Genomic DNA, 23685 nt, shown 5'->3' with positions numbered 1-23685 from the left:
ATTTAACTTGTTCAAATTTTATACATATGGCCATAATTTTCAAAATAGACTTAACAGTTAATAAATAATGTTAGTTTTGTCATATGACAAAGCTCTCTTTGAAAACAGGTATATTCACTATACTCCTCACCTACTTGTACCTAAGTATGGCACAGGTCTATGCTCAAGATTCCATGGAAATGGACTTAGTAATCAATGACATTACAATCGAAAATGATTTGGGTGAAGATATTGGAAATAATCTTTTATTCGGAATTGAAGAGCTTGAAAGTAAGACAGGTGAAACTCTTGATATCATCAAAGTAACAAATGATCTTGAAAACTTAAAAAAGAAAAATGATGAAACATATGAAAATGTTGAACTTGAAGTATTGCCGATAGATTCAAGTAGTATTTCAATCAAATTTGAAATGCAAAAGAAAAGAATTATCAAAAGAATTCTAATAAGTATTGAAAGTATAGAAAAAGACAAAAATGACATTGATAATGACTTAAGGAAGGAGCTTAAATTAAGACGAGGAGGGATTTTTAAGTCCAAGGATATGATGCTTGATATCTCCTCTATTGAAAACTTCTATAAGAAAAAAGGATATCCTCTTGTTAAAGTTAAAAAGAAACTAGAGCTAAATAGTGAGTCCGAAATTATCATCGACTTTAAAGTTCTCCTAAATACAGCTGAAGTTAAAATTGATGACATTAAAATTACTGGTAATAATTATTTCACTGATAAAGAATTAAATAAAATTATCAAATCTAAAGAGTCTTCTTTCTTCTCAAAGAATCTCTTTATTGAAGAAGAATACTTAAATGATATCGAAATCATTAAACGTCATTATATGGAAAGTGGTTTCATCAACATTGAAGTAGAAGCAGATTATAAAGTTAAAAAAGATGAAGCAGATATCAGCTTTAAAATTAATGAAAACAAGCAATTAAAATTAAACAAATTATCAATTGAAGGTAACTCTTTTTTAGAAACTCAAGAAATTCTTAATGTTTTAAACACAAAGTTACCCACGGCCTTTTCAATAAAGAAGCAAAGAGAGGCCATTCAAAGAGTGCGAGAACTATACGGAAATAATGGTTACATCTTCACACAAATCACGATGAATTATGACGATAAGAGTGAGAGCGCAACACTAGTTATCAACGAAGGTAAACCGCAAAAGATTATTAAAATTGAAATAATTGGTAATACAAAAACAGTACCAGAAGTTATTTATGAAAAGTTAAGTTTTAACATCGGAGAAATGGCAAATACAAGTAAGATTAATGAGTCTATATTGAACCTTTATAAAACTGGTTTCTTTAAAGATGTAAAAATTGACTTCTTCCCAATGACAACAAGTGCTGGAAAAGTAGTCATTCAGCTTCAAGAAAATAGTACTCAAACAATCCAATTCTCACTTGGTTCAGCCTATGGTGGAGCAGGTTTTGGAGTTTCTTTAAGTGACAATAATCTCTTTGGTACAGGAACATCACTTGCCCTATCAACAATGATCTCAAAAGAAATAAACCGTGTTGGGCTTGTTTATAATAACGAGAATATTTTTGGATCTGAAATTGATCTTAATATCAGTGCCAATCATGATTTTGAGAGAAGTTACCATTATAAAGAAAAGAAAACAGCTCTTAGAATAATGTTTGAAAAACAAATAAATAAGAATATAAGTCTAGGGCTAGGAACTCGCCTCGAGTTTGTTTCCATTGATAGCTTATCACAACAGTACTCAGATAATATCGACTTATCTGACACAAAAGATGTTGTAAGTGGCCTCATTGGTTCTTTCGCATATCGAATTCAAGATAAAGAAGAAAAAACTAATGGTGTAATATCTGTACATCTTCTACCTTCATTTCATAATCAGGAATTATTCTTTAAAGGTGTCGTTAATGCTCAAGTAACAAGAGATATTTATGAAAATGATGAAGGTGGTAAACATCAAATTTCAGGAAGAGTAACCCTAGGATATGCATCTCAAAGTACTCCTTTTTATGAAAGACTACAAGGTGGAGGAAATGGAACTATTCGTGGGTTTGAGTATGGATCAATAAATAAGGATGGCCAACTCGGTTCTAACTCAATGATCTCAGCGAACCTTACATATAGTCTTCCAATATATAAGGATATCTTTAGCGGTGTACTCTTTTTAGATGCATTTGCTCCTGGTAGTAGTGACTTCGCATTTGATCACTTTAGAGTAGTTGGTGGTCTTGGGCTACGCGCTCACATGAACGCAGGCTTTGTACAAGAAACATTTGAAGCAGGTGTCACTATCCCACTCATAAGCAGACAAAATGATATAACAAAACCTTTTTATTTTATAATTGGAGATTATGATCCAGCTTACAACTTATAGGAGATTGTAATGAAGAAGAATCAATTACCTCAGCTCATAATGGCCCTTACCATTATAAGTGGAGTTAGTGTCCAGGCACAAAACTTAAAAGTATGTGACAGATTAAAGAAAGACTTTGATATTAAAGATGTTTCATTTGAAGAGTCACTTGATAAGGCCGAGCGCTATGCTAATTCAGATAAGCATTGTAAAGCGGCTCGAAGCTTTCAATTAGCAATGGTTAAGGATCAATCTAAAGCTCTTGAGCAAGGGCTAGATATCAAATTACTAAATGAGCTTTATGAAGGGAACTTCCTTAATGATTATGTAAACTTCTCATTATCTCTAAAAAAACTAATAAAGGATAATCCACAGTCAGAGCTAATGCATTTTCAAATGGCAAACCTCTATAATCAGAACCTACCTAAAGACATTAAAAATATGCCAATTGGTAATTTTGTAAAAGCAGATGGTAGTGCTAATAATATCGTTAATGAGTCAATTCTTGTTAACCAAGACTTCTTAAACAATTATCCAAATTCAAGATTTTCAAGAGAAGTTGAAGAAAATCTAGCTAATTCAAAAACAGTAGCTCTAAAAAAAGGGTTGGCCGACTTTAAAAATGAAGTTTGGCTTAATAGAAAGTCTGAAGATAAAGATATTTACGAATATCAAGCTGCAATTCTAATGAATCAGATAGTTGAAGCAAATGACGGACGCACAAAATCTCAAGCTCTATTAGAACTATTTGAGCTATTTGCAGACAATCAAAGTCTAACAGATGCAAAAGAGAGAATGGCAAATTTAGCATCATTAATTGAAACAAGTGAAGATGTAAAAAGATCAGAGCTAAGAAAAGTAAGTAAAGAGCTTAAAAAAATAGGAAAAGTCCCTCAAACAACGAGTCTTTTAGATTTAAATAATAAAATACAAGAAGCTAGTGAACTTCAACAATCAATGCTTAGCAATGATGACTTAAAAGAATTAATCAAAAGTAAAAAAGGTAATGATCGTTCAATCTTTATGCCTATTGAATTCTCTGATTCTGAAAAATCAATGATGCTAAAAACACTTGGTGTTGTTGGTGTAATGATGGCCTTTGATAAGCCTTTGATGGATTTTGTACAAGATAATAAGAACGATACAATGACAACAATTACTGACTTTACTAACCTCTTTGGAGAAAAAGCAGGACTGCTTCCTGTAGTTGGTGCTTCAATGGCAATCGGACTTGTTTTTAAGAATGATCAATTTAAAAGAGCTGCCGTTAGAAGTGTCGGGGCCGTTCTAATTGGACAATTAGCAACTCAATTACTTAAGTCATTGAGCTCACGTGCAAGACCTCGTGAAGGAAAAGGTCCATATCACTTCGATGGTGTAAACTTTGGACGAAATAACACTTCTTTCTCTTCTGGTCACTCTGCTGGAGCATGGTCAGTTATGACTGTATTTGCAACAGAGTTTAAAGACACAAAAATTGTACCGATTGCAGCCTATTCTCTTGCTGCTTTAACGAGTTTTGCAAGAGTCTACAAGAATGCTCACTGGTTCTCTGACGTTACTCTAGGGGCCCTAATTGGATGGGTATCAGGTAAGATTATGTATCGTTTATTTGATAAAAAAGAAGACGGCCCAGTAAGTTTTACGCCAGTAACTGGAGATCTAAACGGTGCTGCTGTAACTTATAAGGTAGATGGGCAAAAAGACCTTAGAGCTTGGCCTATCGATTATTATCAACTAGTTTTTAATAATAAAGAGTCTGAGTAATACTTGAAAACAGTACTGGTTATCATATTCACTTTAATACTATCAATTGGCGTAAGTTCAAGTACTTATGCCATTGATTATAGTGTTTCTGATAATCAGGATGTTTTATTAGATATTAATAAAACTATAAATAAGCGTTGGCGTGACCTAGAAGAATTACAAGAGAACTCTGACTGGGTTGATACTCAGCTTAAACTCCAATATTTTGGAACAATTTATCAAAAAGGCTGGTTTGGGCCAAAAGTTCAACGTCAAATTATGCCATCTTTAGATGGAAAATACATTGTTGTTGATTCTATCTCTGTGGGTGTGCCAATTCTTAAGCAAATGGCCTATTTAGGAACAAACTTTTTAATTAGATCTTCTTTACCATTCATTCAAGGTACTCCAACTGAAGAAAGACATTTCTCTAAGGCAACAGCTGTAGATAGTTATGAAGAAGCTATTGAGCTAAAGCATATGGAAGTGATAGACTTACCGACTTCACGTGAGAGATTTAATTCGTTGAGAGTGGGTCAACAAGTAAATACTGTCCTAACATCTGGTTTTGCTTCAAGAGTAAACCTTCTTTGGCTTGATTTTCTAAATGTTGTGATTCCAGAAGTTACGACTTTTGCACCAAAAGCAAAATTGAAAATTTCAAAATCATTAGATGTAACAATTGAGAAAGAACAAAATGACATTGCAGTAATAACAATAAAGCACCTCGATGATATGTCTAAAGGTGCAGGACTAGGCTTAAGTTTAATTGTCGATGAGATTATTGATCTTCCAATTTCAATCGGCATTAATGAATCACAGGGCTACTCTCCTATTGTCTTTAATCTAAAAAAGAGCAAACAAGAAATAAATCAACTAATCTACCGCCTTGATTTGAGTACACCAGAAGGACTTAAAGCTTACCTGAGTTTTCTTGATCAAGACTTTTCAGAGATTCAAGATCTAGAAGAAAGTGGAAATGATAGTGTCGAACTTTTTATGAAAAAAGAAGGCCAAAGAAATAATTCTGAATTTAACTGGGGTTTAAACTTTGTTCTATGGAAGACAGGTGCCCGCTATATAAGTGAAAACGGAAAATATGAAACTAGGTTTAAAGATGGTGAAAACCTAAAGTACGAAGAAATTATTTATTCAAAGGTCAGTGATCATAAAGGATTCTCAGGCAAGGAGAAAAGAAATTATAACTTAAAGGCCGTTGTACCTACAAATGATAATGCGACAAAGTCTTTTAGCCTAACTATCAATTACTCTTATTCTGATGATGACAGTTCAGGAAGAGAGTTAAACAAAGAGGCAGACTTTTTATATGAGCGCTACCTTGATAATGGGATGAGAATTGATTTCGATAAAAACCAAGACTATGGAAAAGTCCAAATTTATTCATCACTTATCTTTTCAACAAAGGCAATTGAGGAGCTTATAGAAGTCGATGACTTCACCCTTTGGGAGTCCATTGCATTAGCATTTGAATATACAGATTCTCTAATATGGATAAGTGAAGAAGATCGCAACGACTTTAGAAGAGATAATTATGTGTACGAACATTCTGTCCGTAAGAGAAATCATCTTTCAGCTAATCAAAAGAAGAAACTTAAACAACTTGAAAACTTAAAATTAGCACAAAGAGTATATAAGCTATTTAATAAATTACGTTCAAATATCTCAGTTAAAGAAAAGGCCAAGCTTCTTGTTCATGGACTAAAGTCATCAAAGCTAGCACCAATCGTGCAAAAAGCAATGGTCAATATAATTGGAATTAACGATTTAATGGGACAAGGATATATAAAGGGAAATCTCTACTAATCTTTTAATCGCCTTAATTTCTTTCCATGTAAATAACAATTAGTACTATGATCTTGAACGATTCCACATGCCTGAAGAAATGCATAAACAATAGTACTTCCGACAAAACGAAAACCTCTTTTTTTCAAATCTTTTGATATATCATCACTTAATTGTGTTTTAGAGGGATATTCTTTTAGATTTTTAAATGAGTTATATATAGTTTTTCCCTCTGTAAAAGACCAGATATACTTATCAAAGCTACCAAACTCTTTTTGAATCTTTAAAAAAGCCTTTGCATTTGAAATAGTTGACTCGATTTTAAGGCGATTTCTAATAATTCCTGGATTATTCATAAGTTTTTCAACTTTAGCAGGAGTAATCTTTGAGACCTTCTTTATATCAAATTGGTAAAAGGCCTTACGATAATTATCACGCTTCTTGAGAACTGTTTCCCAGCTAAGCCCGGCCTGGGCACCCTCTAAAATGAGGAATTCAAATAATACTTGATCATCATGCACAGGTCTTCCCCATTCACGGTCATGGTACTTCACATATTGATCGTTAGATAATTTAAGCCACGGGCATCTTTCTTTCATAGAAAAAATTATATCTCTTTTTTTAATTACGGTTAAGTATTAAAATATAAGCTAGTGCTTTAAAGAAGGAAAATAAATGAAAAAAGTCGTTAAAAATCTTAGCTTCTGGGTCCTTATCGCTGGGATTCTAGGGTATATATTTGGGTCAATTTTTGGTGACCCATCTTGGGCAACAATGAAGACGCCACCAAACTTCTATCAAATAATCGTTATGATTAAGTCAGTATTTATTAGTGCTCTTAAGATGATGATTGCACCAATGATTTTCTTCTCTCTTATTGGAGGGATTATCAATATTGGTGAGATCACAAAGCTTAAATCAATGGGACTAGTAACTATCACTTACTATGTCTCAACGACGATTATCGCAATTATGATTGGCCTTACTGCTGTTTTCTTTATTCATCCATGGAAGAATTCAGGTGTTACCATAAAGACCAAGGATACAATTACTCAACAAAAGCCTGCTCAGTTTATTGAAGAAGGCTCAAACTCGATTCCTGTAGTTATTAAGAAAGTATTTGAGACAGCTCTTGTTAACCCATTTCACGCTCTTGCAAATAATAATATTTTAGGAATTGTAACTGCGGCACTTCTACTTGGGATGTCATTATTAATTGTTCATCATACTTCAAATCCACTATATCAAATCGTAAAGGACCTCAATATTGTCATAAATAAGGTACTTCATTGGATTATTAACCTCAGTCCAATTGGAATCTTTGCCATCGTCTTTGATTTTAAGGTGAAGGTTTCTGGAGATATCTTTAGTGAACTGCTTTCATTTGCCCTACTAGTCTTTGGGGCCACCATGGTTCACGGCCTTTTGGTTTTACCATCAATAGCTTGGTTCTTTGGAAAGCTTAATCCAATTGATCTATTTAAAAAGACGGCCCGTCCCCTTCTTCTTGCCCTGTCAACAGCATCAAGTTCAGCAACTCTTCCTGTTACAATGCAAACTTGTGAAGAAGAGTTAGGAGTTACAAAAGGAGTCAGTGGTTTTGTTTTTCCTCTCGGTGCTACAATGAATATGGATGGTACAGCATTATTTGAAGGTATTGCGGCCATCTTTTTGGCAAATCTCTACGGGATTGAATTATCTGGTGTTGCCATGTTCTCAATATTCTTTATGGCAATGCTCTCATCTGTTGGAGCTCCAGGAATGCCATCAGGTTCAATGTCGGGAATGCAAATGGTATTATTAGCGGCCGGGATTCCTCTTGAAGCAATTGGTATCCTCCTTGTGATTGAAAGGCCTCTAGACACATTTAGAACGGCCGTGAATGTGGAAGGTGATATCATTGGTGCTGTCGTCACTCAAAGATACTTAGATAAAAGAGAAGCAACTTAGAAGAAATAAAAAAGGGCCTCATTTGAGGCCCTATGTACTATTTGAGAGAGTCTTAACCTAACTACTTAAGAACAACATTAAATGCTAGGCTAACTTTATTATCAATTGCCTTATCACCTAAACTTTTGAAGAAGCTTTTAGATCCGTACTTAATTCCAAAATCTGTTCTATCAAACTCAAGTGTTCCAACAAATTTCTTTCCATTATTAGCAGCAAGGAAAGTTACTTCCTTTGTTTTACCCATAATTGTCATGTCCGCTATTACTGTAAAACCTTTTACTTCTTTAATTTTTAATGTAGCAGTTGGGTATTTCTTTACGTTGAAGAAGTCTTCATTTTTAAGGTGACCATTTAATTTATCTAGCCACTCACCTTCAAGATCTGTTGCTGTAAAAGAATTCATATCAACGACAACTGTTCCTGATACAAGCTGACCTTTTTCAACTTTAACATCTCCAGATTTAATTTTAACTGTACCAAAGTGGCGACCTGTTACTTTTGTTCCCTGCCAGTAAATCGTTGACTTAGCAGTGTCGATTGTCGCTGCATTTGTTGTAAAAACCGTTAGCGCAGCAAAAGCAAAAACTAATAACTTCTTCATAATATTTTCCTCCATTTGATTATTGAATTATGAAATTTCTTAAAAATATAATAGCAAAACATAGTAGAAAATAAAGATCATTATTGGCGACAAGTTGTGCTATAATTAGTCCATGATTTGGATAACGATAGAACAGATAAAATGCCTTCAGGCCCTTGATGAGGCCGGCAGTTTCACTAAGGCCGCAACAGCACTAGCAAAGGCGAAGTCTGCGGTAATTTACTCAATTAACAATCTCGAAGAGCAAGTAGGATTCCCTCTTGTGGACCGAACGAGCTACCGGCCTCAAATAACTAATAAAGGTAGAGACTTTCTCAATGAAGCGGCCAAGCTAACAGCTCAATATGATCATCTTATTGAAAAAACCAAGCAAATTTCATCTAATGTAGAGACTCGCGTTTCCATTTCAGTATCAGGAATCTACGAACAAGAAAAGCTTTATCCAATTATTAAAAAGGCCATGTCACTTTACCCTTCCACAGAAATTATTCTTGAAAAAGAAATACTAAGTGGAGAGAAAATGCTCATGGAAGGTCGAGTTGATTTAGCAATATTTGAAGATCTTTCTCGTACTAAGAATTTTGAGTTCAAGCCTGTTGGTGAAGTTGATATGTACCTAGTTATTGCAAAAGATCATCCTTTTCTTGATTTACCTAAGAAAGAACAGAGTTTCGCTAGTCTTGTGCAATATCCACAAATCATCCAAAGAAGTACCATTCCGGATGACACAATAAAACTTGGTGTAATGGATGAAGCTCTAAAGTGGCGAGTAACGGATACTCCTTCAAAGAAAGAGATAATTCTTAATGGTTTTGGCTGGGGACGTCTGCCCTCAACGATGATTAAAGATGAGCTTAAGAAAGGTCGCTTGGTTCATCTTAAGTCCCTAGAGAAGAAATCACTTGTAAAATTCTGTCTCGGACACAAAAAAGGCCATCAACTAGGAGAAGTGGCCCGATTTATCTGGGATTCTTTCTAGATACCTAAAAGAATTACCTATTTTCAAAGGTTTTCTCCCTTTTTTCAGTGATAAGTGTTAGGTTGGGCCATTATTATTGATTTTAAACACAAGGTCCAAATGGAAACTATTTATATTGGAAATCTCAATTACAAGACTTCTGCACAAAACCTTAAGGGAATTTTTTCTCGCTACGGTAAAGTAAGTGATGTGAATCTTCTTAAAATTCCAGGAACTGAAAAAAGTAAAGGTATTGCTTTTGTAAAAATGCAAAAGAAAGACCAGGCACAAAAGGCCATAGATAGTCTAAATGCCACTCAACTTGATGGTAGAACTGTTAAGGTCTCATTTGCAATTGATAATCACGAAGTAAAAAAGCAGCGTGAAGTGGAAGATAAGAAAAAAGTAGCTAAAGAAATAAGCGAAGAAAAAATTATTGTCGCTAAGAAACGTCGCCGTCGTCGTGGCCTACAAGAATTATTTGATAACGTTAGAAAGTAGGCACTAAAATGACGAATAATGATATTTTAAAAAAGCTGCGAATTGCTCTTTCTCTAAAAGATTTTGAAATCATCGAAATCTTAAAACTTGTCGAATTTGAAATGACTAAAACTGAACTTTCAGCTCTATTTCGAAAAGATGATCACCCTAATTATAAGGAATGTGGCGATCAAGTACTAAGAAAGTTTCTAAATGGTTTAATCATTAAGAACCGTGGAACGAGAGAAGAAAGGGCCGAAAAAGCTGCGGCCAATGCAAAGAAGCCTACAGCAAATAAAGCGGCTCCAAAAACAAAGAAACACTCAAAGGTAAAATCAAATGGTTCATATAGGAAAAATAAACCTTCTAAAGGTCCTAAAAAAACTTCATAACGGTTATCGTCTAATTGACCAAGAAGGAACTCAGGAAGTCTTTCTTCCAGAGGACTTCGCACCTTTAAAAATCACAATCGGTGGTGACTTAAAGGTCTTCATCTATCCAGATACTCAGGGAGAGCTAGTGGCCACAACAGAGATGCCATTTGCATGTGTTGGTGAGTATGCTCTTTTAAAAGTTGTTGAAGTTCAAGAGTTTGGTGCTTTCTTTGATTTTGGTATTAGTAAAGATCTACTCGTTCCTGGAAATGAACAAAAAATAAAAGTTCGTCCATATGAGTCTCACCTTGTACGAGTTTGTAAAGAGGACGGTACAGGGAGAATCTTTGGTACAACAAAACTTGGCCAATATATTCAAGGCTCAGACTTTGATATAAGTGAAGGAGATCAAGTTGATATTCAAATTGCTTCTCAAACTGAACTTGGTCATCGTGTAATTGTAAATCGTAAATTTATTGGAATGATCTATAAGAATGAAACATTCCAACGAGTTTTAGTTGGTAATACATATCAAGCATTCGTCAAAAAGATCCGTGAAGACGGACTTGTGGATGTGGCCTTGCAAGAACAAGGAATTAAAAACTTAGTTGATTCAAAAGATGTTATTTTAGACTTTTTAAAACGCAATGGCGGCTCAAGTATCTTACATGACAAAAGTTCACCAGAAGATATTAAGAACTTTCTAGGAATGAGTAAGAAAACATTTAAGAAATCGATTGGTATGCTTTATAAAGACAAGCTTATCGAAATAAATGATAATGGAATAAAATTAGTAGAAGATAATAGATAAAGAAAAGCCTCGCAATAGCGAGGCTTTTTTAATAAGTGAATTTGCAATATTATATATATTAATTAGTTACTTTAACATTAATAGCGCATGGACCTTTTGGACCTTCACCTAATTCGTATTCTACTTTGTCACCATCATTAGGCTCTCCACCTTGAACTGATGAAATGTGAAAGAAAAGATCTCCACCATCATCTTTTGTGATGAAACCGAAACCCTTTGTTGAATTGTAGAACTTAACTGTACCTGTACTCATTTTAATAAACCTCTTAAAAAAATTGTTTTTGTTAAGATAATTTTACCCTACAAGTAGCCAAATACCTACGAAAAAAGGAAAAAAAATTTATTTTGCTGTCCATTGTCAGTTTCGTGAAAAAGCCTCTTTAAGTTTCACTTCTAACTCTTTGATTTTAAAAGATTCTTTTTTTGACTTTGTGCCCCAAATAGCTCCGGGCCACGCTCTATCACTAGAGTAACGAGCGATAATATGAACATGTAATTGCGCAACCATATTCCCTAGAGCGCCAATATTTATCTTTTCAGGCCCAAAATTCTTATCAAAAAATAATGAAACCTCGTTAATTTCATCCATCAATTGTATTTGATCCTGACGTGATAATTCATGCACTTCTCTTATGTCTTCAAGACGTGGAATTAAAACGGCCCATGGGTTTTCAGTATCGGGAAGGAGCATGAGCTTACAAAGTTTTAAGTCACAAATCTCTACTAAGTCTTTCTTTAAAGTTGGGTGTAAACTAAACATTGAGTTTTCCTTTTATCGACTTCGCAACTTGAAAAGCTGTCGAAAAGCATCCTTGTAAGAGATATCCTCCAGTAGGTGCTTCAAAATCTAACATCTCACCTATAAAGTAATATCGTTCATTAATTTTCATACTTAGGTCTTCGTTTAATGAAGAAAAACAAACTCCACCAGATGTTGAAATGGCCTCATCCATTGGACGAGTTCTTCGAGCAGTAATTAAACAGTCCTTAATAACATGTGCAAGATATTCCTTATCAACTTGTGCCTTCTTGCGATCAAGAACTTCATACAAAAGAGCAAGTGCCACTTTATCTAAACCTAATCCTTTCCTTAATCGATTTGTAAGAGAGTCTTTTCCCCTCTTAGTAACTTTCTCAAGGACTTCTTTAAAAGTGAGATCAGGCTTTAGGTCAATACTAATGACTCCTTCACCTACTTCATCAATTTCATCACGAACAAAGTTAGAGATAGCATAGATAGCGCCACCTTCTAGGCCATATGGAGTTAGCATAATCTCACCTCGAGCAGACTCTCCTCGACTAGTCACAATGACATTCTTTACAAAGCCTCGGTCAACTTTTTCTAAAAAGTGCGATGACCATTCAACTTCAAAGCCACAATTCATGGCCTTTAGCTTACGGGTTTCAACTCCAAGTTTTTCGATATAATCGATCCACTTACCATCACTACCTGTCTTTTTCCAACTTCCGCCTCCAAGAGCGAAAATATAATAATCAGCTCTAACTATTTTTTGGGCATGCTCATGACGAAAGACAAGATCGCCATCATCAAGAATATATTCTAATTCGTGTTTTAAATGGAGATGAAAATTAGGATGATCTTTTAGGGCCTTCATCCATTGATAGAGAATATCAGCGGCCTTCATTTTCTTTGGAAAAATACGTCCGCTTGAACCAATAAACGTTTCTGTACCAAGCTCTTTTGCCCAATTAACAAGATCCATCGGAGTAAAGTCTTCAATATACTTTTTAAATCGCGCTTCATTAACACCATAGCGCTTAACAAAGCTTGATAACTCTTCACCGTGGGTAAGATTTAAGCCGCTATTTCCAGCAACTAAGAACTTCTTTCCAACTCCACCTGTTTTTTCATAGAGGTGAACTTCAATATTATTTTTTAACAGCTCATATGCGCAGAAGAGGCCGGCCGGGCCTCCTCCAACGATGGCAACCTTTACTTGTTTTGACATGTTCAAATTTTAACATGCTAGCAAGTGACAGGAAAGTTATGCAGCTTTTGAGGAAATAGTATCCATATCAATTTTATATCTCAAAGCCTCGATTAATCGATCAATCTTATCTTCGGAGATGGGCTCATGTTTACGAGAATCATTAATTAGGTCATTCCAAGCAACCACATGGTCAATGACATCCAGATCAACATCACTTAATTTAATAAGTGCCATTGGCCAATTCTCAAAACTTCTGTGCTCAATCTCACGATCTGATAAGAGATTAACATTTTGATGTCTAGGATCGAGAATAATCTTATTATAGGTATAGATAACGTCTTCTTTTTTTCCTTCAATCACTTGAAAGAAGAAACCGCCGTTGTACATGAGAACACCGGTGACATCACGGGCATTATTATTTCGAAAGGATGCAGAAGTAATTTTATTCAAGTCGCGATCTGCCTCAAATTCACTAGTCTTCTCACTAATGTAGATAATTTGATATTCATTACTCATTATGAACCACCTTGCTCGTCTATTTCTTCCATTATAGATGTCCAAATGGATTCTTTTGAAGACAAGAATACTTAAATTGCTACTTAATAATGAATCTATTCAATGCTTGATTTTTGATACTTCAAAAAGAACTTGAGCATCTTTTTGTAAAAACGATACCGCAGCAGCTCGATATGTCTTCCTCTTCTAACGGTTGCTAATTTCACAGTTGCTTGGTTTTCACAGTTGCTAAAGGTTTCAACTCTTGTTTCTTTGCCCCAAATAAACAAGCTCGCATTTGTTCTTTTCTGATCCCCTTGCATGTCACATCGATTATGATAGAGCCATCGCTCAACAGCTTCCCTTGCTCCAATATGGCCAAAGTCATACTCAGGCATATAATCCTTTCCTGCATATGGAATTGATTTATCCTTGGTACCATGAATATGAAAAATAGGAATCGCACTGGCCTGTGGACATGGATCCTGCTCAACGATAATTTCTCCATTTTCATCTCGAAGATCTAGAGATGCTCCCAAGGTGCCAACGGCCGTTACATAATTGGGATAAGCACAGGCCATCTTATAGGCAAAGAAGCCGCCGTTTGAATGGCCAAAGTAATAAATTCTTCTGGTATCGACTCGATTAAAGTCTGGATGTGAAGCTATATAGTCGATAAGATTTTTCATATAGAGCGTATCATCCACTCCAGTTTCGTAGAAATCACAACAGAAGTTTCCACCATTCCAAAATGTATTACCGTCGCGATCAGTTCTCCCTTGAGGAGTTAGAATCATAAACCCAAGAATATCTTTATAAATCGAAAGTCTCGTTAGTATATACTGGAGAAAGATGTTACCGGTATAACCATGTATATTGACCACAAGTGGCCATTTTTCCCTTTCTTTATATCGTCTTGGTAGCTCTAGAAGGGCCTTTGGGTGGCCATCTTTTGAGATCTTTATATAGTGAGTTGTCTTAATTGCCTTAAAGCGATGATGCTTTGAGTAATAGTCTGATGGACCAGCGTAAGCATTTAGAGCAATAAGAAGGAACGCCACAATTGTGGCCCAAGCTTTCATGACAGACTCCTTTTGATGAGACAAATTTTATCACAATCAAAAAAATCTTTTGATGAAGTTAGATGCCTTTGGCCCTAAAATAATTTTGCTTTAAGAACCAAGTAAATCCGTAGACTAAACGCATTAAATATATTAAGCTATGCCTCGTTAAGCATCTATTTAAAATGAAGGACAATTTATGATTTCAACTTCCAATGTTGGTTTAAGCTTTGGTGGAAAGAAGCTATTTGAAGACGTTAATATTAAATTTACTCCAGGTAATTGCTACGGGCTAATTGGTGCCAATGGTGCTGGAAAATCAACGTTTATAAAAATTCTTTCAGGAGAAATTGAACCTAATAATGGTACAGTTAATATCACTCCAGGTGAGCGCCTCTCAATTCTTAAGCAGGATCACTTTGCATATGAAGAAGAACAAGTTCTTCAAGCTGTTCTTATGGGTAACGAAAAGCTTTACTCAATTATGAAAGAAAAAGATGCCATCTACATGAAAGAAGACTTTAGTGATGAAGATGGAATGAAGGCAGCAGAGCTTGAAAGTGAATTTGCTGAAATGAATGGTTACGAAGCAGAATCTGAAGCAGGTATCCTTCTTTCTGGTCTAGGGATCGGAACTGAATACCATTATAAGACGATGAAAGAACTTACTGGTCCAGAAAAAGTAAAGGTCTTACTTGCTCAAGCATTATTTGGATCTCCAGATATTCTTCTTCTGGATGAGCCGACAAACAACCTTGATATCAAGGCCATTCAGTGGCTTGAGAACTTCCTATTAAATTATGAAAAGACTGTGATCGTTGTATCCCACGATCGTCACTTCTTAAATAAAGTCTGTACACACATTGCAGATATCGACTTTGGTAAAATCACAACTTACGCTGGAAACTATGACTTCTGGAGAAAGTCTTCAGAGATTGCAGCAAAGCTTCGTGCCGATCAGAATAAGAAAGCAGAAGAGAAGGCAAAAGAGCTTAAGGCCTTCATTCAACGATTCTCTGCCAATGCTTCTAAGTCTTCTCAGGCGACTTCTCGTCAAAAGCAATTAGAAAGACTAGAGCTAAACGATCTTCCAAAATCAACTCGTAAGTATCCATTTGTTCATTTTGAACCAAAGCGTGAAGCTGGAAAAGAGATCCTACGAGTTAATAATATTTCTAAGACAATTGATGGTGTTAAGCTGCTTGATAATATTTCATTTATGCTCAATAAAGATGACAAGATTGTTCTTCTTGGTGAGAACGATGTTGCTAAGTCAACTCTTATGAAAATCCTTATGGGTGAAATGGAGCCGGATTCAGGTGACGTTGAATGGGGTGTGACAATAACGAAGTCATACTTTCCAAAAGATAACTCAAGCTACTTCATGGATGGAAAGAACGATCTCGTAAACTGGCTGAGACAATACTCAGAAGATAAGGACGAGACATTTATCCGCGGCTTCCTTGGTAAGATGCTTTTCTCAGGAGAGGAAGCTCTTAAAAAGACGAATGTTCTTTCAGGGGGAGAAAAAGTTCGTTGTATGATGTCTAAGCTTATGCTCTCAGGGGCAAATGTTCTTCTAGTCGATGGACCAACAGATCACCTAGACCTAGAAAGTATCACATCAGTTAACGAAGGCTTCACTAGATTTAAAGGTAATCTAATCTTTACTTCTCATGACCACGAGTTCATTCAGACGGTTGCAAACCGTATTATCGACCTAGATCATAAAACTGGGAAAATGATCGAAGATAAGTACATCAGCTACGATGACTACCTAAAAACAAAAATTAAATAATTTGAAATACCAAGGCCTCTTAACTGAGGCCTTTTTGCTACTTAGTTCTCACTTTTGACTTTGTGCAATGTAAGAAATCCTTCCAAATACCTATAATATCGTAACAATAAATGTAAGAAAGTTAATTTATTCGGCCAAATAAAATTTTTATTTCAAATCTCCTTTTTCCCAAGCTAGAAGAAAGAATATTTTAATAAACTCTAGGGAGATTCTTCATGAGAAAATTAGTTCTTTTTGCTGTTCTAGCAGCACTTACGGCCACAACTTTTGCAGCTGGTAGACGTGATGACCGCGATCGTCGATCACGTGGAAATAGTGGAAAATACGACAATAGCCGTACACGTGGTAATAACCAATCAGATAGAAGTCGTTCAAGAAATACAAGAGATGACAGACGTTATGATAACTCAAGAACTCGTAATGATCGTCGCTATGATGACTCACGTACGAGAAGAACAGATGATAGAAGATACGACGATTCTCGCACAAGAAGAACTGACGATAGAAGATACGATGATTCTCGCACAAGAAGAACCACTGATAGAAGATACGATGATTCTCGTACAAGAAGAACGACTGATAGAAGATACGATGATTCTCGTACAAGAAGACCAGATCCAACAAGAGCATATCGTCGATATCGCCACACGCCATATCGCGATCATGTAAGACACAATCGTCGTTGGTACACGACTCGTGACTACCACAGAACAATTAGACCAATTTACGTATATAACAACCGTTGGCTAAGAGTAAGAGTTTCATATAGTGATGGTTATTGGTATGGATCAGATTACCCATACTTCATTTATAATGGTTACCGTCACCGTTACAGTTCATATGATACATGTAATTACGAGTTAGTTGATAGCTATACTGATCACGTTGAGCAAACATTTTACTCATATACTTGTTCTGTTGGTTATGACATCTGTGCTGACCTTAGAGATGATCTAAATTACTACCAAAACGATTACCGTTATTTCTGTGCCGAAAGATATAACTGGTAAATTTCAATACTTACTCCAAGGCGGCCTTTATACCGGGCCGCCTTTACTTTCTAATAAAGCGATTAAAAGAAGCAAAAGAAATGATAATTGAAAGAACAATTATCAGCATACCAAAGCCAATAATTTCAACTCCACTAAAGATATAGCGCAGATCAAATTGTAATTCAGCAATTGCAAAAGTTACCAGTTGGCCAAGGACAATACCCACTAAAACAGAGCTTATGGCCATCAATGCCATCTCTTTCATAACAGACTTTCTGATCTCACTAAATCGAATTCCAATTATATTTAAAAGAGAGATATCCTCTCTTCGTGACTCTAATTGATGTGAGATTAGAGAATAGATCACTAAGAGCCCAACTAAGAAAACAATGAAGCTCATAGTGACTAGAATCTTTGTGATACTCTCCATTATTGTTGCGATCCTCTTTAGAGAACTTTGAATATCGATAAGTGATACGTTTTGAAATTTAGCGGCGAAATTTGATTGTAGCTCATCATTTACAACGCCCTCACCTTTACCAACTGCTGCGATAAAAGTTTTTGGTGCATCCTCAAGAACACCAGGGCCAAAAGAGATAAAGAAGTTTGGAAGAAAGCTTGTCCAACGAATTGATCTAAGAGCAACAACCTTAGCTAGTATTGGCATTCCCAAAACATTGAATTCTAACTCATCACCTAAATCAACTCCAAGTCGATTTGCATATCGATACTCTAGGCCGACTTCTGCAACTTCATCAGTTTCAAAGTCGAACTTCTTAGGCAGGCGTCCTTCTATAATCTCCTCACCGCGTACGAGGTGATCACGATAACTTAGATTCGTGGAGCGGTTACGACTCCTTCTCTCTCTTTGTTCTTCCCTTGTAAGATCTTCTCCTTCACTAGGTTTATAACCTTCACCATTAATTTTAACAAGTCGTCCTCGAACGATTGGAGAGATATTTAAGAGCTCTAATTTATTTTCTTTAATAAAAGACTTTAAATCATCGACTTGTTCGGGTTGGATATCAAAAAGAAAATACACAGGTCTTTCTTCTGCGGGAAGCGAAAGCTCTGCACTTAGAATGTTTTTCACCGATGGGATGAGAGTCATAAGTGAAGTCGATATAAATAGGCACAGAAAAATAAATAAAGTGGAAATCTTATGTCGAGTTACATACTTATAGGCCATACTCGATGAGAGATTAAGATTTAATCTAAGTTTACCAAGCCTATCTAAGATAAAGCTTCCCAACGGAAAGAATATACCGACAATAACAAGGAAGACGGCGATAAATGCACTTCCAACTTTTATACTTTCACTTAAGTAAATGGCCATTACCCAGTAAAAAAGAATAATTGGAATATATAATAAATAATCATAAATATTACGTGAAAGCGTTGTATCGTGATCAAATAGTGCCTTCTGGTCTAGTCTTAAATAAGGAATAATTAAAGCTGGAGCTAAGACAATTGTTGAAGCAACACCAACGGCCATTGTGACGAAGAATGTTGTTAATTCAAATTGCAATTTAATATCAATACCTAGGTTCTTACTAACCATAGTCTGAATAACAGGACTAAAGGCCGAACCAATTGTAATACCTAATAGAGAACCAATAAGAGCTAGAAAGAAAAGCTTTAATGTATAGATTTTAAAGATATCTTTCTTACGCATTCCTATGAAACTTAGGATAGCAAGGTCTTTTCTACGTTTTAATAAGAAGCCTCTAAAAAGGTAGATTAGGCCAAGTCCTGCTAGAAAAAGACCACAAAGAGATACTAGGCCAAGAAAGTCTCCCAGATAATCCATCGATCGACCGACTCTTTGAGAATTAGACTGTGGTGATCTCACTCGAATGGATGAGTCCACAATTTTACTTTCTAAATTCTTTTCGACTTCTCTTAAATTCTTATCTGAGAGTTCACCTGCAATTTTAAAATGAACACTTCTCCAAATTGTACTCCCAGGCTTAATGAGCTGGGTTGAATTTAAAACTTCATTTTTAAGATATAATCTCGGGGCAAGCTGACCCATCGAAAATCCGGCCGCGCCATCCTCTTCTACAATTCCTGCGACAACAAAGGACTTCTCCCCTATTTTTACATTATCACCAACTTCTAAACCTAGTTGCCCAACAAGCTCTGGATAAATAAAAACTTCATTATCTTTTATATTTTTAAAGTGTTTTCCACTTTTTACAATGATATCTCCATAAAATGGAAAGCCTGCACCAAGTCCTCTAACATTAACTAAACGAGACTTATCACCGTTAAAGAGCATGGAATAAAGAGAGCGATTCTTAGTCATCTCAGTATAATCGAGATTTTCTTTGGCCGTATCAAGACTGTCTTTTGTGATGGCAATTCTTGAACTAATAGAAATATCAGAACCAAGAAGAGTTTTGGACTTTGCACTTAAAGCATTATCAAAAGAAGATTTAAATACTTCAATTGTTGAAAGCCCAACCATTCCAATTGATAAATTTAAAATAAAAATAAGAAAGAATACAGGAGAGCTTCTTAGCTCTCGCATTACCATTTTAATCTTCAAGACTAAGAACTCCATTCTCAAGATGATATATTTTTTCACATCTCTTAGCTAAGTCCTTATCGTGAGTCACAAGAACAAGACTCATCCTTTCATCGCGAACGATATCAAATATAAGATCCATAACTTCACCACCTGTATTCTCATCAAGAGAGCCACTTGGCTCATCGGCCAATAAAACACCAGGATGAGTAACGAGAGCTCGGGCAATAGCAATCCTTTGCTTTTCTCCGCCACTTAGTTGGTTTGGAAAGTGACTTTTTCGATGAGACATTCCGACTTTTTCTAAGAAGTAGTCCACTCGCTCACTTTTATCACTATTACCATTGACCTCTAAAGGTAGCAGAACATTTTCATATGCGTTTAGATGTTCTAATAGGTGAAATTGTTGAAATACAACACCAATATGTTTTGCTCGAAGATCAGTTATCTCTTCACTATTTAAGTTCTTGAGAGAATTAGAACGATAAGAAATATTGCCGGAAGTTGCATCATCAATTCCACACAGTAGTGAAAGCAGAGTTGATTTACCACTTCCTGACTTACCTAGAATGGCAATGGTTTCCCCTTCACTAACATTTAGGTCAACGCCCTTTAGAACGTTTAATACTTCTTCCCCTTGAGAAAAGTCTTTTTTTACTTCATCTAAAGTTAAAACAATTTCAGTCATTAAAGTGCTCCCTTAATAAATGGGGCAACAGTTTTTGCAATGATCTTATGCCCTTCTTCATTTGGATGAATTCCATCATCTAAATTTAGTTTTCTTTGTCCTGCTACGTCTTTTAAGAGAAAAGGAAGTAATGTTACTCCTTCTTCTTTTTTTAAATCAGGAAACATTTTCTTAAACTCTTTTGTATACTCAGGCCCATAATTTGGTGGGATCTGCATTCCTGCAAGAATCACTTTTACACCTTTTGATTTTGCTAATTTAATGGCCTTTTTAAGATTATCTTTTGTCGAGTGAAGTTTAATTCCTCTTAGACCGTCATTTGCACCAAGAGCTAATAACATCACATCTGGCTTACCTCGTAGTGACCACTTTAGACGGGAAACAGCTGAAGCTGAAGTTGAGCCACTGATACTAGCATTCATAACAGTGATCTCAATCCCTTCTTTCTTTAGAATATCTCTAACCAGATTTGGATAGGCTTTTTCCGGGTCAATTCCATAACCAGCAGTTAAAGAATCTCCTAGAAATAACACTTTATTTGATGCAAATGCACTAAAGCTGATTAATAGAACTAATAATAATTTATTCATATAAAACCCCATTTTAAATATTCTATGGCATCACAGCAAAAATAGCGAAGTTCATTTCGCTTTTTTACAAAGATTTAACATTGCAGCTTTTAAAGCTTTGCCGACCCTTTTTGATCAGTTAAACTATAGTAGTGAGTCAGGGAATTGAAATACTTCAAAATATATTCAAATATGATGCGTTTCGCGGCAAACAGGAGCAAATTGTGGAAAGCGTTATCGCTGGAAACAACGCACTGGTCCTAATGCCAACAGGTGGCGGTAAGTCATTATGCTATCAGATTCCTGCCTTGGCCCGCTTTGGGACGGCCATTGTAATCTCTCCTCTTATCGCTTTGATGAAAGATCAAGTCGATGCACTTATCGAAAAAGGTGTTGAAGCTGCTTATCTTAATTCATCAATATCTCATAGTGAACAAGATGATATTGTTGGTAATCTTCTAAATGGAAATATTAAAATTCTCTACGTCTCACCTGAGCGTATGATGAATGAATACTTTCAACGTATCCTAGAGCGAGTTGAGATTTCTCTCTTTGCAATTGATGAGGCCCACTGTGTTTCTCAATGGGGCCATGATTTCAGACCTGAGTATATGCAACTTGGAATGATTACAAAGAAATTCCCAGATGTTCCAAGAATGGCCTTAACTGCAACTGCGGGAGAGGCAACTCGCGGAGAAATTATCCGCTGTCTAAACCTTCATGGTGCAGGTATTTTCATTAGCTCATTTGATCGTCCTAATATCACCTACGCCGTTAATAAGAAAACCACAAAAGAAAAAGACTTTTATAAGCTTGAAGAATTCATTGGTGAAAACCTCGATGGCCAATCTGGTATCGTTTACTGCCTCTCTCGCCGTGGTGTTGAAGAATGTGCAGATAAACTTGTTAAGGCAGGCTTTAAGGCCTATGCCTATCATGCCGGGATGAGTGCTCCTTACCGAGAAAAAGTGCAAGAAAAGTTTATTAACGATAGTAACGTCATCGTTGTAGCAACCATTGCATTTGGAATGGGAATTGATAAAGCAGACGTTCGTTTTGTTGCCCATATGGATATGCCAAAATGTCTTGAATCATACTACCAAGAAACAGGACGAGCTGGACGTGATGGCCTTCCTTCAAAAGTCCTTATGTTCTATGGACTAAGAGACCTTGTTCTTCTTAAACGAATTGCCACTAAAGGCGTAAGCTCTGCTGCTAGAAGAAGAGTTACAGAAGAAAAACTTGATGCAATCCTAGGCTTTAGTGAAGCAACAACTTGTCGTAGAGAGGTCCTTCTAAACTATTTTAATGATCCATACATTGGCCCATGTGGAAATTGTGATATTTGCTTAAACGATCAGACGAAACATAAGCGTATCAATGCAACAGAACTAGCTAAGGCAGTTCTTACTTGTGTTTATGAAACAGATCAACGCTACAACGTTCATTATATTGTGGATGTTCTTAAAGGTAATATCTCGGGAGTTATACAAAAGAATGGGCACCACCATATAACAAGTTTTTCTTATGCATCTAATGAAGATGAAGGCTTTCTCTATTCGCTTTGTCGCCAACTCATTGCTCAAGGCCATCTTAAGATGATCATGGATGGAACCTCTCAGATAAAACTCACTCAATCTGCCATTGAAGTCATCGAAGGCCGAAAAGAGGTCTTTATTCGTGCAGATTTTAAAAAAGGTGCGCCAGCTGCAAAAGTAAAAGCAGCAAAGAAAGCAGCTAAGGCAACAAAGAAAAAAACGACGAAAAAGAAAACGACTCGCAAAAAGTCTGCAGCAACTTATAAGCCTAACGACGGAACAGATAAAACTCTTTATGAGAACTTAAGAGTCCTGCGCTCCAAGCTTGCCAAGCAAAAACGCACTCAAGCCTTCAAGATCTTTCCAGATAAGACACTAATGGAGATGGCCGCGCAACGTCCACAAACCCTCACCGACCTAGAAGATATCTATGGTGTTGGGCCAAAGAAATTAAAGAGATTTGGAAAAATCTTTTTAGAAGCGGTTAATAGCGATTCTTAAATCTTACTATTAGAGACGGCTTTATGTGGAGATTTCCGCGACGGTAATCAATGAATTTTGCACGCATAAGATTTTTAATAGCGTGAGAAAAGTCCTGATCACCAAGAGCAAACTCCTTGTACTGCGGCTGAGTCCAAAGACTCTTTAGTTCATCGTGGAGATCTTTTTCTCTCTTTCTAAATTTTCCAAGATCTCTTAAGTGATAAATAATGAAAAGTTCTTCATCATCTAATTCAAAGCCTAACTCATCAGTAATAGCACGAAGAACATGAGTTCCTGCAAGATACTTCTTATCCTTACCAAATTCATTTTGAAAATTAGGCATTCCTTTAAAGAATTCGTCGAGTTTAAAAACCATATTATTGTACATTGCGTATGTACTCTTAGACGAATCATTAGAGACGTGGATAAGCTTAGGTAAGAATTCAGCAAATTGCTGATGCTTCTTAAACTCAATTTTTTCTAAGATATTTTCAAATGCTTCTGATAATTCATCCAT

The 23685-nt window shown here is 35.9% G+C and carries 22 protein-coding genes; 11 read left to right on the top strand and 11 right to left on the bottom strand.

All coding sequences use genetic code 11. The features are described from left to right. Positions 1–146: 146 nt before the first annotated feature. The 3 genes from VCM44_RS13940 to VCM44_RS13930 are packed head-to-tail and all read left to right on the top strand — an operon-like array spanning position 147 to position 5909. On the top strand, positions 147–2360 hold the full coding sequence (locus tag VCM44_RS13940) for a BamA/OMP85 family outer membrane protein (protein ID WP_334679162.1): 2214 nt from the start codon (positions 147–149) through the stop codon (positions 2358–2360). Between the two features lie 9 nt (positions 2361–2369). Next, positions 2370–4106: a phosphatase PAP2 family protein gene (locus VCM44_RS13935; protein ID WP_334679161.1), complete on the top strand. Its 1737-nt coding sequence runs from the start codon at positions 2370–2372 to the stop codon at positions 4104–4106. A 3-nt stretch (positions 4107–4109) separates the two neighbouring features. Then, positions 4110–5909, top strand: coding sequence for a hypothetical protein (locus tag VCM44_RS13930; RefSeq protein WP_334679160.1), 1800 nt, complete (start codon positions 4110–4112; stop codon positions 5907–5909). Here the strand turns inward: VCM44_RS13930 and VCM44_RS13925 are convergent. Continuing rightward, positions 5906–6487, bottom strand: coding sequence for a DNA-3-methyladenine glycosylase I (locus VCM44_RS13925; protein ID WP_334679159.1), 582 nt, complete (start codon positions 6485–6487; stop codon positions 5906–5908). The genes VCM44_RS13930 and VCM44_RS13925 overlap by 4 nt on opposite strands. A 76-nt stretch (positions 6488–6563) precedes the next feature. Here VCM44_RS13925 and VCM44_RS13920 point away from each other — a divergent pair, with 76 nt between their 5' ends. Continuing rightward, positions 6564–7838 (top strand): dicarboxylate/amino acid:cation symporter, encoded by a 1275-nt coding sequence (locus VCM44_RS13920; RefSeq protein ID WP_114706483.1) that lies wholly within the window; start codon positions 6564–6566, stop codon positions 7836–7838. Positions 7839–7899: 61 nt separating this feature from the next. Here the strand turns inward: VCM44_RS13920 and VCM44_RS13915 are convergent, their stop codons facing one another. Beyond that, positions 7900–8439, bottom strand: coding sequence for a YceI family protein (locus VCM44_RS13915; protein WP_334679158.1), 540 nt, complete (start codon positions 8437–8439; stop codon positions 7900–7902). A gap of 112 nt (positions 8440–8551) precedes the next feature. Between VCM44_RS13915 and VCM44_RS13910 the strand changes: the two genes are divergently transcribed. The 4 genes from VCM44_RS13910 to VCM44_RS13895 all read left to right on the top strand — a co-directional run bounded on the left by VCM44_RS13910 (position 8552) and on the right by VCM44_RS13895 (position 11062). Further along, positions 8552–9418, top strand: coding sequence for a LysR family transcriptional regulator (locus VCM44_RS13910; RefSeq protein WP_334679157.1), 867 nt, complete (start codon positions 8552–8554; stop codon positions 9416–9418). 99 nt (positions 9419–9517) lie between these two features. Beyond that, positions 9518–9898, top strand: coding sequence for an RNA recognition motif domain-containing protein (locus VCM44_RS13905; protein WP_114706486.1), 381 nt, complete (start codon positions 9518–9520; stop codon positions 9896–9898). An 8-nt stretch (positions 9899–9906) separates the two neighbouring features. Continuing rightward, positions 9907–10269, top strand: coding sequence for a DUF1456 family protein (locus VCM44_RS13900; RefSeq protein WP_114706487.1), 363 nt, complete (start codon positions 9907–9909; stop codon positions 10267–10269). After that, on the top strand, positions 10217–11062 hold the full coding sequence (locus VCM44_RS13895) for a CvfB family protein (protein ID WP_115360791.1): 846 nt from the start codon (positions 10217–10219) through the stop codon (positions 11060–11062). Before VCM44_RS13900 ends, VCM44_RS13895 begins: the two co-directional genes overlap by 53 nt. Positions 11063–11120: 58 nt before the next feature. On the opposite strand, the gene VCM44_RS13890 is transcribed toward VCM44_RS13895, so the two are convergent. The 5 genes from VCM44_RS13890 to VCM44_RS13870 form a co-directional block, all read right to left on the bottom strand. Then, a complete protein-coding gene (locus VCM44_RS13890) occupies positions 11121–11315 on the bottom strand; it encodes a cold-shock protein (protein WP_115360793.1) in 195 nt (64 codons plus the stop codon). A 105-nt stretch (positions 11316–11420) separates the two neighbouring features. Further along, a complete protein-coding gene (locus VCM44_RS13885; RefSeq protein WP_120404497.1) occupies positions 11421–11822 on the bottom strand; it encodes an HIT domain-containing protein in 402 nt (133 codons plus the stop codon). Further along, on the bottom strand, positions 11815–13032 hold the full coding sequence (locus VCM44_RS13880) for an NAD(P)/FAD-dependent oxidoreductase (RefSeq protein WP_334679156.1): 1218 nt from the start codon (positions 13030–13032) through the stop codon (positions 11815–11817). The genes VCM44_RS13885 and VCM44_RS13880 overlap by 8 nt, the downstream gene beginning before the upstream one ends. A 36-nt stretch (positions 13033–13068) precedes the next feature. Next, positions 13069–13530, bottom strand: a complete 462-nt coding sequence (locus VCM44_RS13875; RefSeq protein ID WP_120404495.1) for a BLUF domain-containing protein — start codon at positions 13528–13530, stop codon at positions 13069–13071. A gap of 95 nt (positions 13531–13625) precedes the next feature. Next, positions 13626–14591 (bottom strand): alpha/beta hydrolase family esterase, encoded by a 966-nt coding sequence (locus VCM44_RS13870; RefSeq protein WP_334679155.1) that lies wholly within the window; start codon positions 14589–14591, stop codon positions 13626–13628. Between the two features lie 178 nt (positions 14592–14769). Between VCM44_RS13870 and VCM44_RS13865 the strand changes: the two genes are divergently transcribed. After that, positions 14770–16368 (top strand): ABC-F family ATP-binding cassette domain-containing protein, encoded by a 1599-nt coding sequence (locus tag VCM44_RS13865; RefSeq protein ID WP_120404493.1) that lies wholly within the window; start codon positions 14770–14772, stop codon positions 16366–16368. Positions 16369–16583: 215 nt separating this feature from the next. Beyond that, positions 16584–17378 carry a hypothetical protein gene (locus tag VCM44_RS13860; protein WP_334679154.1) on the top strand — a complete coding sequence of 265 codons (795 nt, stop codon included), beginning with the start codon at positions 16584–16586 and terminating at the stop codon, positions 17376–17378. Between the two features lie 43 nt (positions 17379–17421). On the opposite strand, the gene VCM44_RS13855 is transcribed toward VCM44_RS13860, so the two are convergent. Genes VCM44_RS13855 through VCM44_RS13845 form a run of 3 tightly spaced genes read right to left on the bottom strand, consistent with a single transcriptional unit; the run spans position 17422 to position 21168 of the window. Beyond that, entirely contained in the window at positions 17422–19911 is a 2490-nt protein-coding gene (locus tag VCM44_RS13855; protein WP_334679153.1) for an ABC transporter permease, read from the bottom strand. Then, complete coding sequence (locus VCM44_RS13850) at positions 19901–20578, bottom strand: ABC transporter ATP-binding protein (protein WP_199506625.1); 678 nt, start codon at positions 20576–20578, stop codon at positions 19901–19903. The genes VCM44_RS13855 and VCM44_RS13850 overlap by 11 nt, the downstream gene beginning before the upstream one ends. Next, positions 20578–21168: an arylesterase gene (locus tag VCM44_RS13845; RefSeq protein ID WP_334679152.1), complete on the bottom strand. Its 591-nt coding sequence runs from the start codon at positions 21166–21168 to the stop codon at positions 20578–20580. The genes VCM44_RS13850 and VCM44_RS13845 overlap by 1 nt, the downstream gene beginning before the upstream one ends. 131 nt (positions 21169–21299) lie before the next feature. Here VCM44_RS13845 and recQ point away from each other — a divergent pair, with 131 nt between their 5' ends. Continuing rightward, positions 21300–23186 carry a DNA helicase RecQ gene (recQ, locus tag VCM44_RS13840; protein ID WP_334679151.1) on the top strand — a complete coding sequence of 629 codons (1887 nt, stop codon included), beginning with the start codon at positions 21300–21302 and terminating at the stop codon, positions 23184–23186. Here recQ and VCM44_RS13835 read toward each other — a convergent pair. Next, entirely contained in the window at positions 23170–23685 is a 516-nt protein-coding gene (locus VCM44_RS13835; protein ID WP_115360814.1) for a hypothetical protein, read from the bottom strand. The two genes, recQ and VCM44_RS13835, sit on opposite strands and share 17 nt — an antisense overlap.

The organism is Halobacteriovorax sp. DPLXC-1 (assembly GCF_036903125.1).
In the GTDB taxonomy this organism is placed as follows: domain Bacteria; phylum Bdellovibrionota; class Bacteriovoracia; order Bacteriovoracales; family Bacteriovoracaceae; genus Halobacteriovorax_A; species Halobacteriovorax_A vibrionivorans.
The sequence above is the reverse complement of the archived record's forward strand: the minus strand, read 5'-3'. Positions and strand labels throughout refer to the sequence as shown.

Coding starts and splice junctions, on each gene's coding strand:
- VCM44_RS13850 (WP_199506625.1), bottom strand. CDS start 20,578: ATGACTGAAATTGTTTTAACTTTAGATGAAGTAAAAAAAGACTTTTCT.
- VCM44_RS13875 (WP_120404495.1), bottom strand. CDS start 13,530: ATGAGTAATGAATATCAAATTATCTACATTAGTGAGAAGACTAGTGAA.
- VCM44_RS13880 (WP_334679156.1), bottom strand. CDS start 13,032: ATGTCAAAACAAGTAAAGGTTGCCATCGTTGGAGGAGGCCCGGCCGGC.
- VCM44_RS13940 (WP_334679162.1), top strand. CDS start 147: ATGGCACAGGTCTATGCTCAAGATTCCATGGAAATGGACTTAGTAATC.
- VCM44_RS13885 (WP_120404497.1), bottom strand. CDS start 11,822: ATGTTTAGTTTACACCCAACTTTAAAGAAAGACTTAGTAGAGATTTGT.
- VCM44_RS13835 (WP_115360814.1), bottom strand. CDS start 23,685: ATGGATGAATTATCAGAAGCATTTGAAAATATCTTAGAAAAAATTGAG.
- VCM44_RS13935 (WP_334679161.1), top strand. CDS start 2,370: ATGAAGAAGAATCAATTACCTCAGCTCATAATGGCCCTTACCATTATA.
- VCM44_RS13845 (WP_334679152.1), bottom strand. CDS start 21,168: ATGAATAAATTATTATTAGTTCTATTAATCAGCTTTAGTGCATTTGCA.
- VCM44_RS13895 (WP_115360791.1), top strand. CDS start 10,217: ATGGTTCATATAGGAAAAATAAACCTTCTAAAGGTCCTAAAAAAACTT.
- VCM44_RS13860 (WP_334679154.1), top strand. CDS start 16,584: ATGAGAAAATTAGTTCTTTTTGCTGTTCTAGCAGCACTTACGGCCACA.
- VCM44_RS13905 (WP_114706486.1), top strand. CDS start 9,518: ATGGAAACTATTTATATTGGAAATCTCAATTACAAGACTTCTGCACAA.
- VCM44_RS13870 (WP_334679155.1), bottom strand. CDS start 14,591: ATGAAAGCTTGGGCCACAATTGTGGCGTTCCTTCTTATTGCTCTAAAT.
- VCM44_RS13925 (WP_334679159.1), bottom strand. CDS start 6,487: ATGAAAGAAAGATGCCCGTGGCTTAAATTATCTAACGATCAATATGTG.
- VCM44_RS13910 (WP_334679157.1), top strand. CDS start 8,552: ATGATTTGGATAACGATAGAACAGATAAAATGCCTTCAGGCCCTTGAT.
- VCM44_RS13900 (WP_114706487.1), top strand. CDS start 9,907: ATGACGAATAATGATATTTTAAAAAAGCTGCGAATTGCTCTTTCTCTA.
- VCM44_RS13920 (WP_114706483.1), top strand. CDS start 6,564: ATGAAAAAAGTCGTTAAAAATCTTAGCTTCTGGGTCCTTATCGCTGGG.
- VCM44_RS13890 (WP_115360793.1), bottom strand. CDS start 11,315: ATGAGTACAGGTACAGTTAAGTTCTACAATTCAACAAAGGGTTTCGGT.
- VCM44_RS13915 (WP_334679158.1), bottom strand. CDS start 8,439: ATGAAGAAGTTATTAGTTTTTGCTTTTGCTGCGCTAACGGTTTTTACA.
- VCM44_RS13865 (WP_120404493.1), top strand. CDS start 14,770: ATGATTTCAACTTCCAATGTTGGTTTAAGCTTTGGTGGAAAGAAGCTA.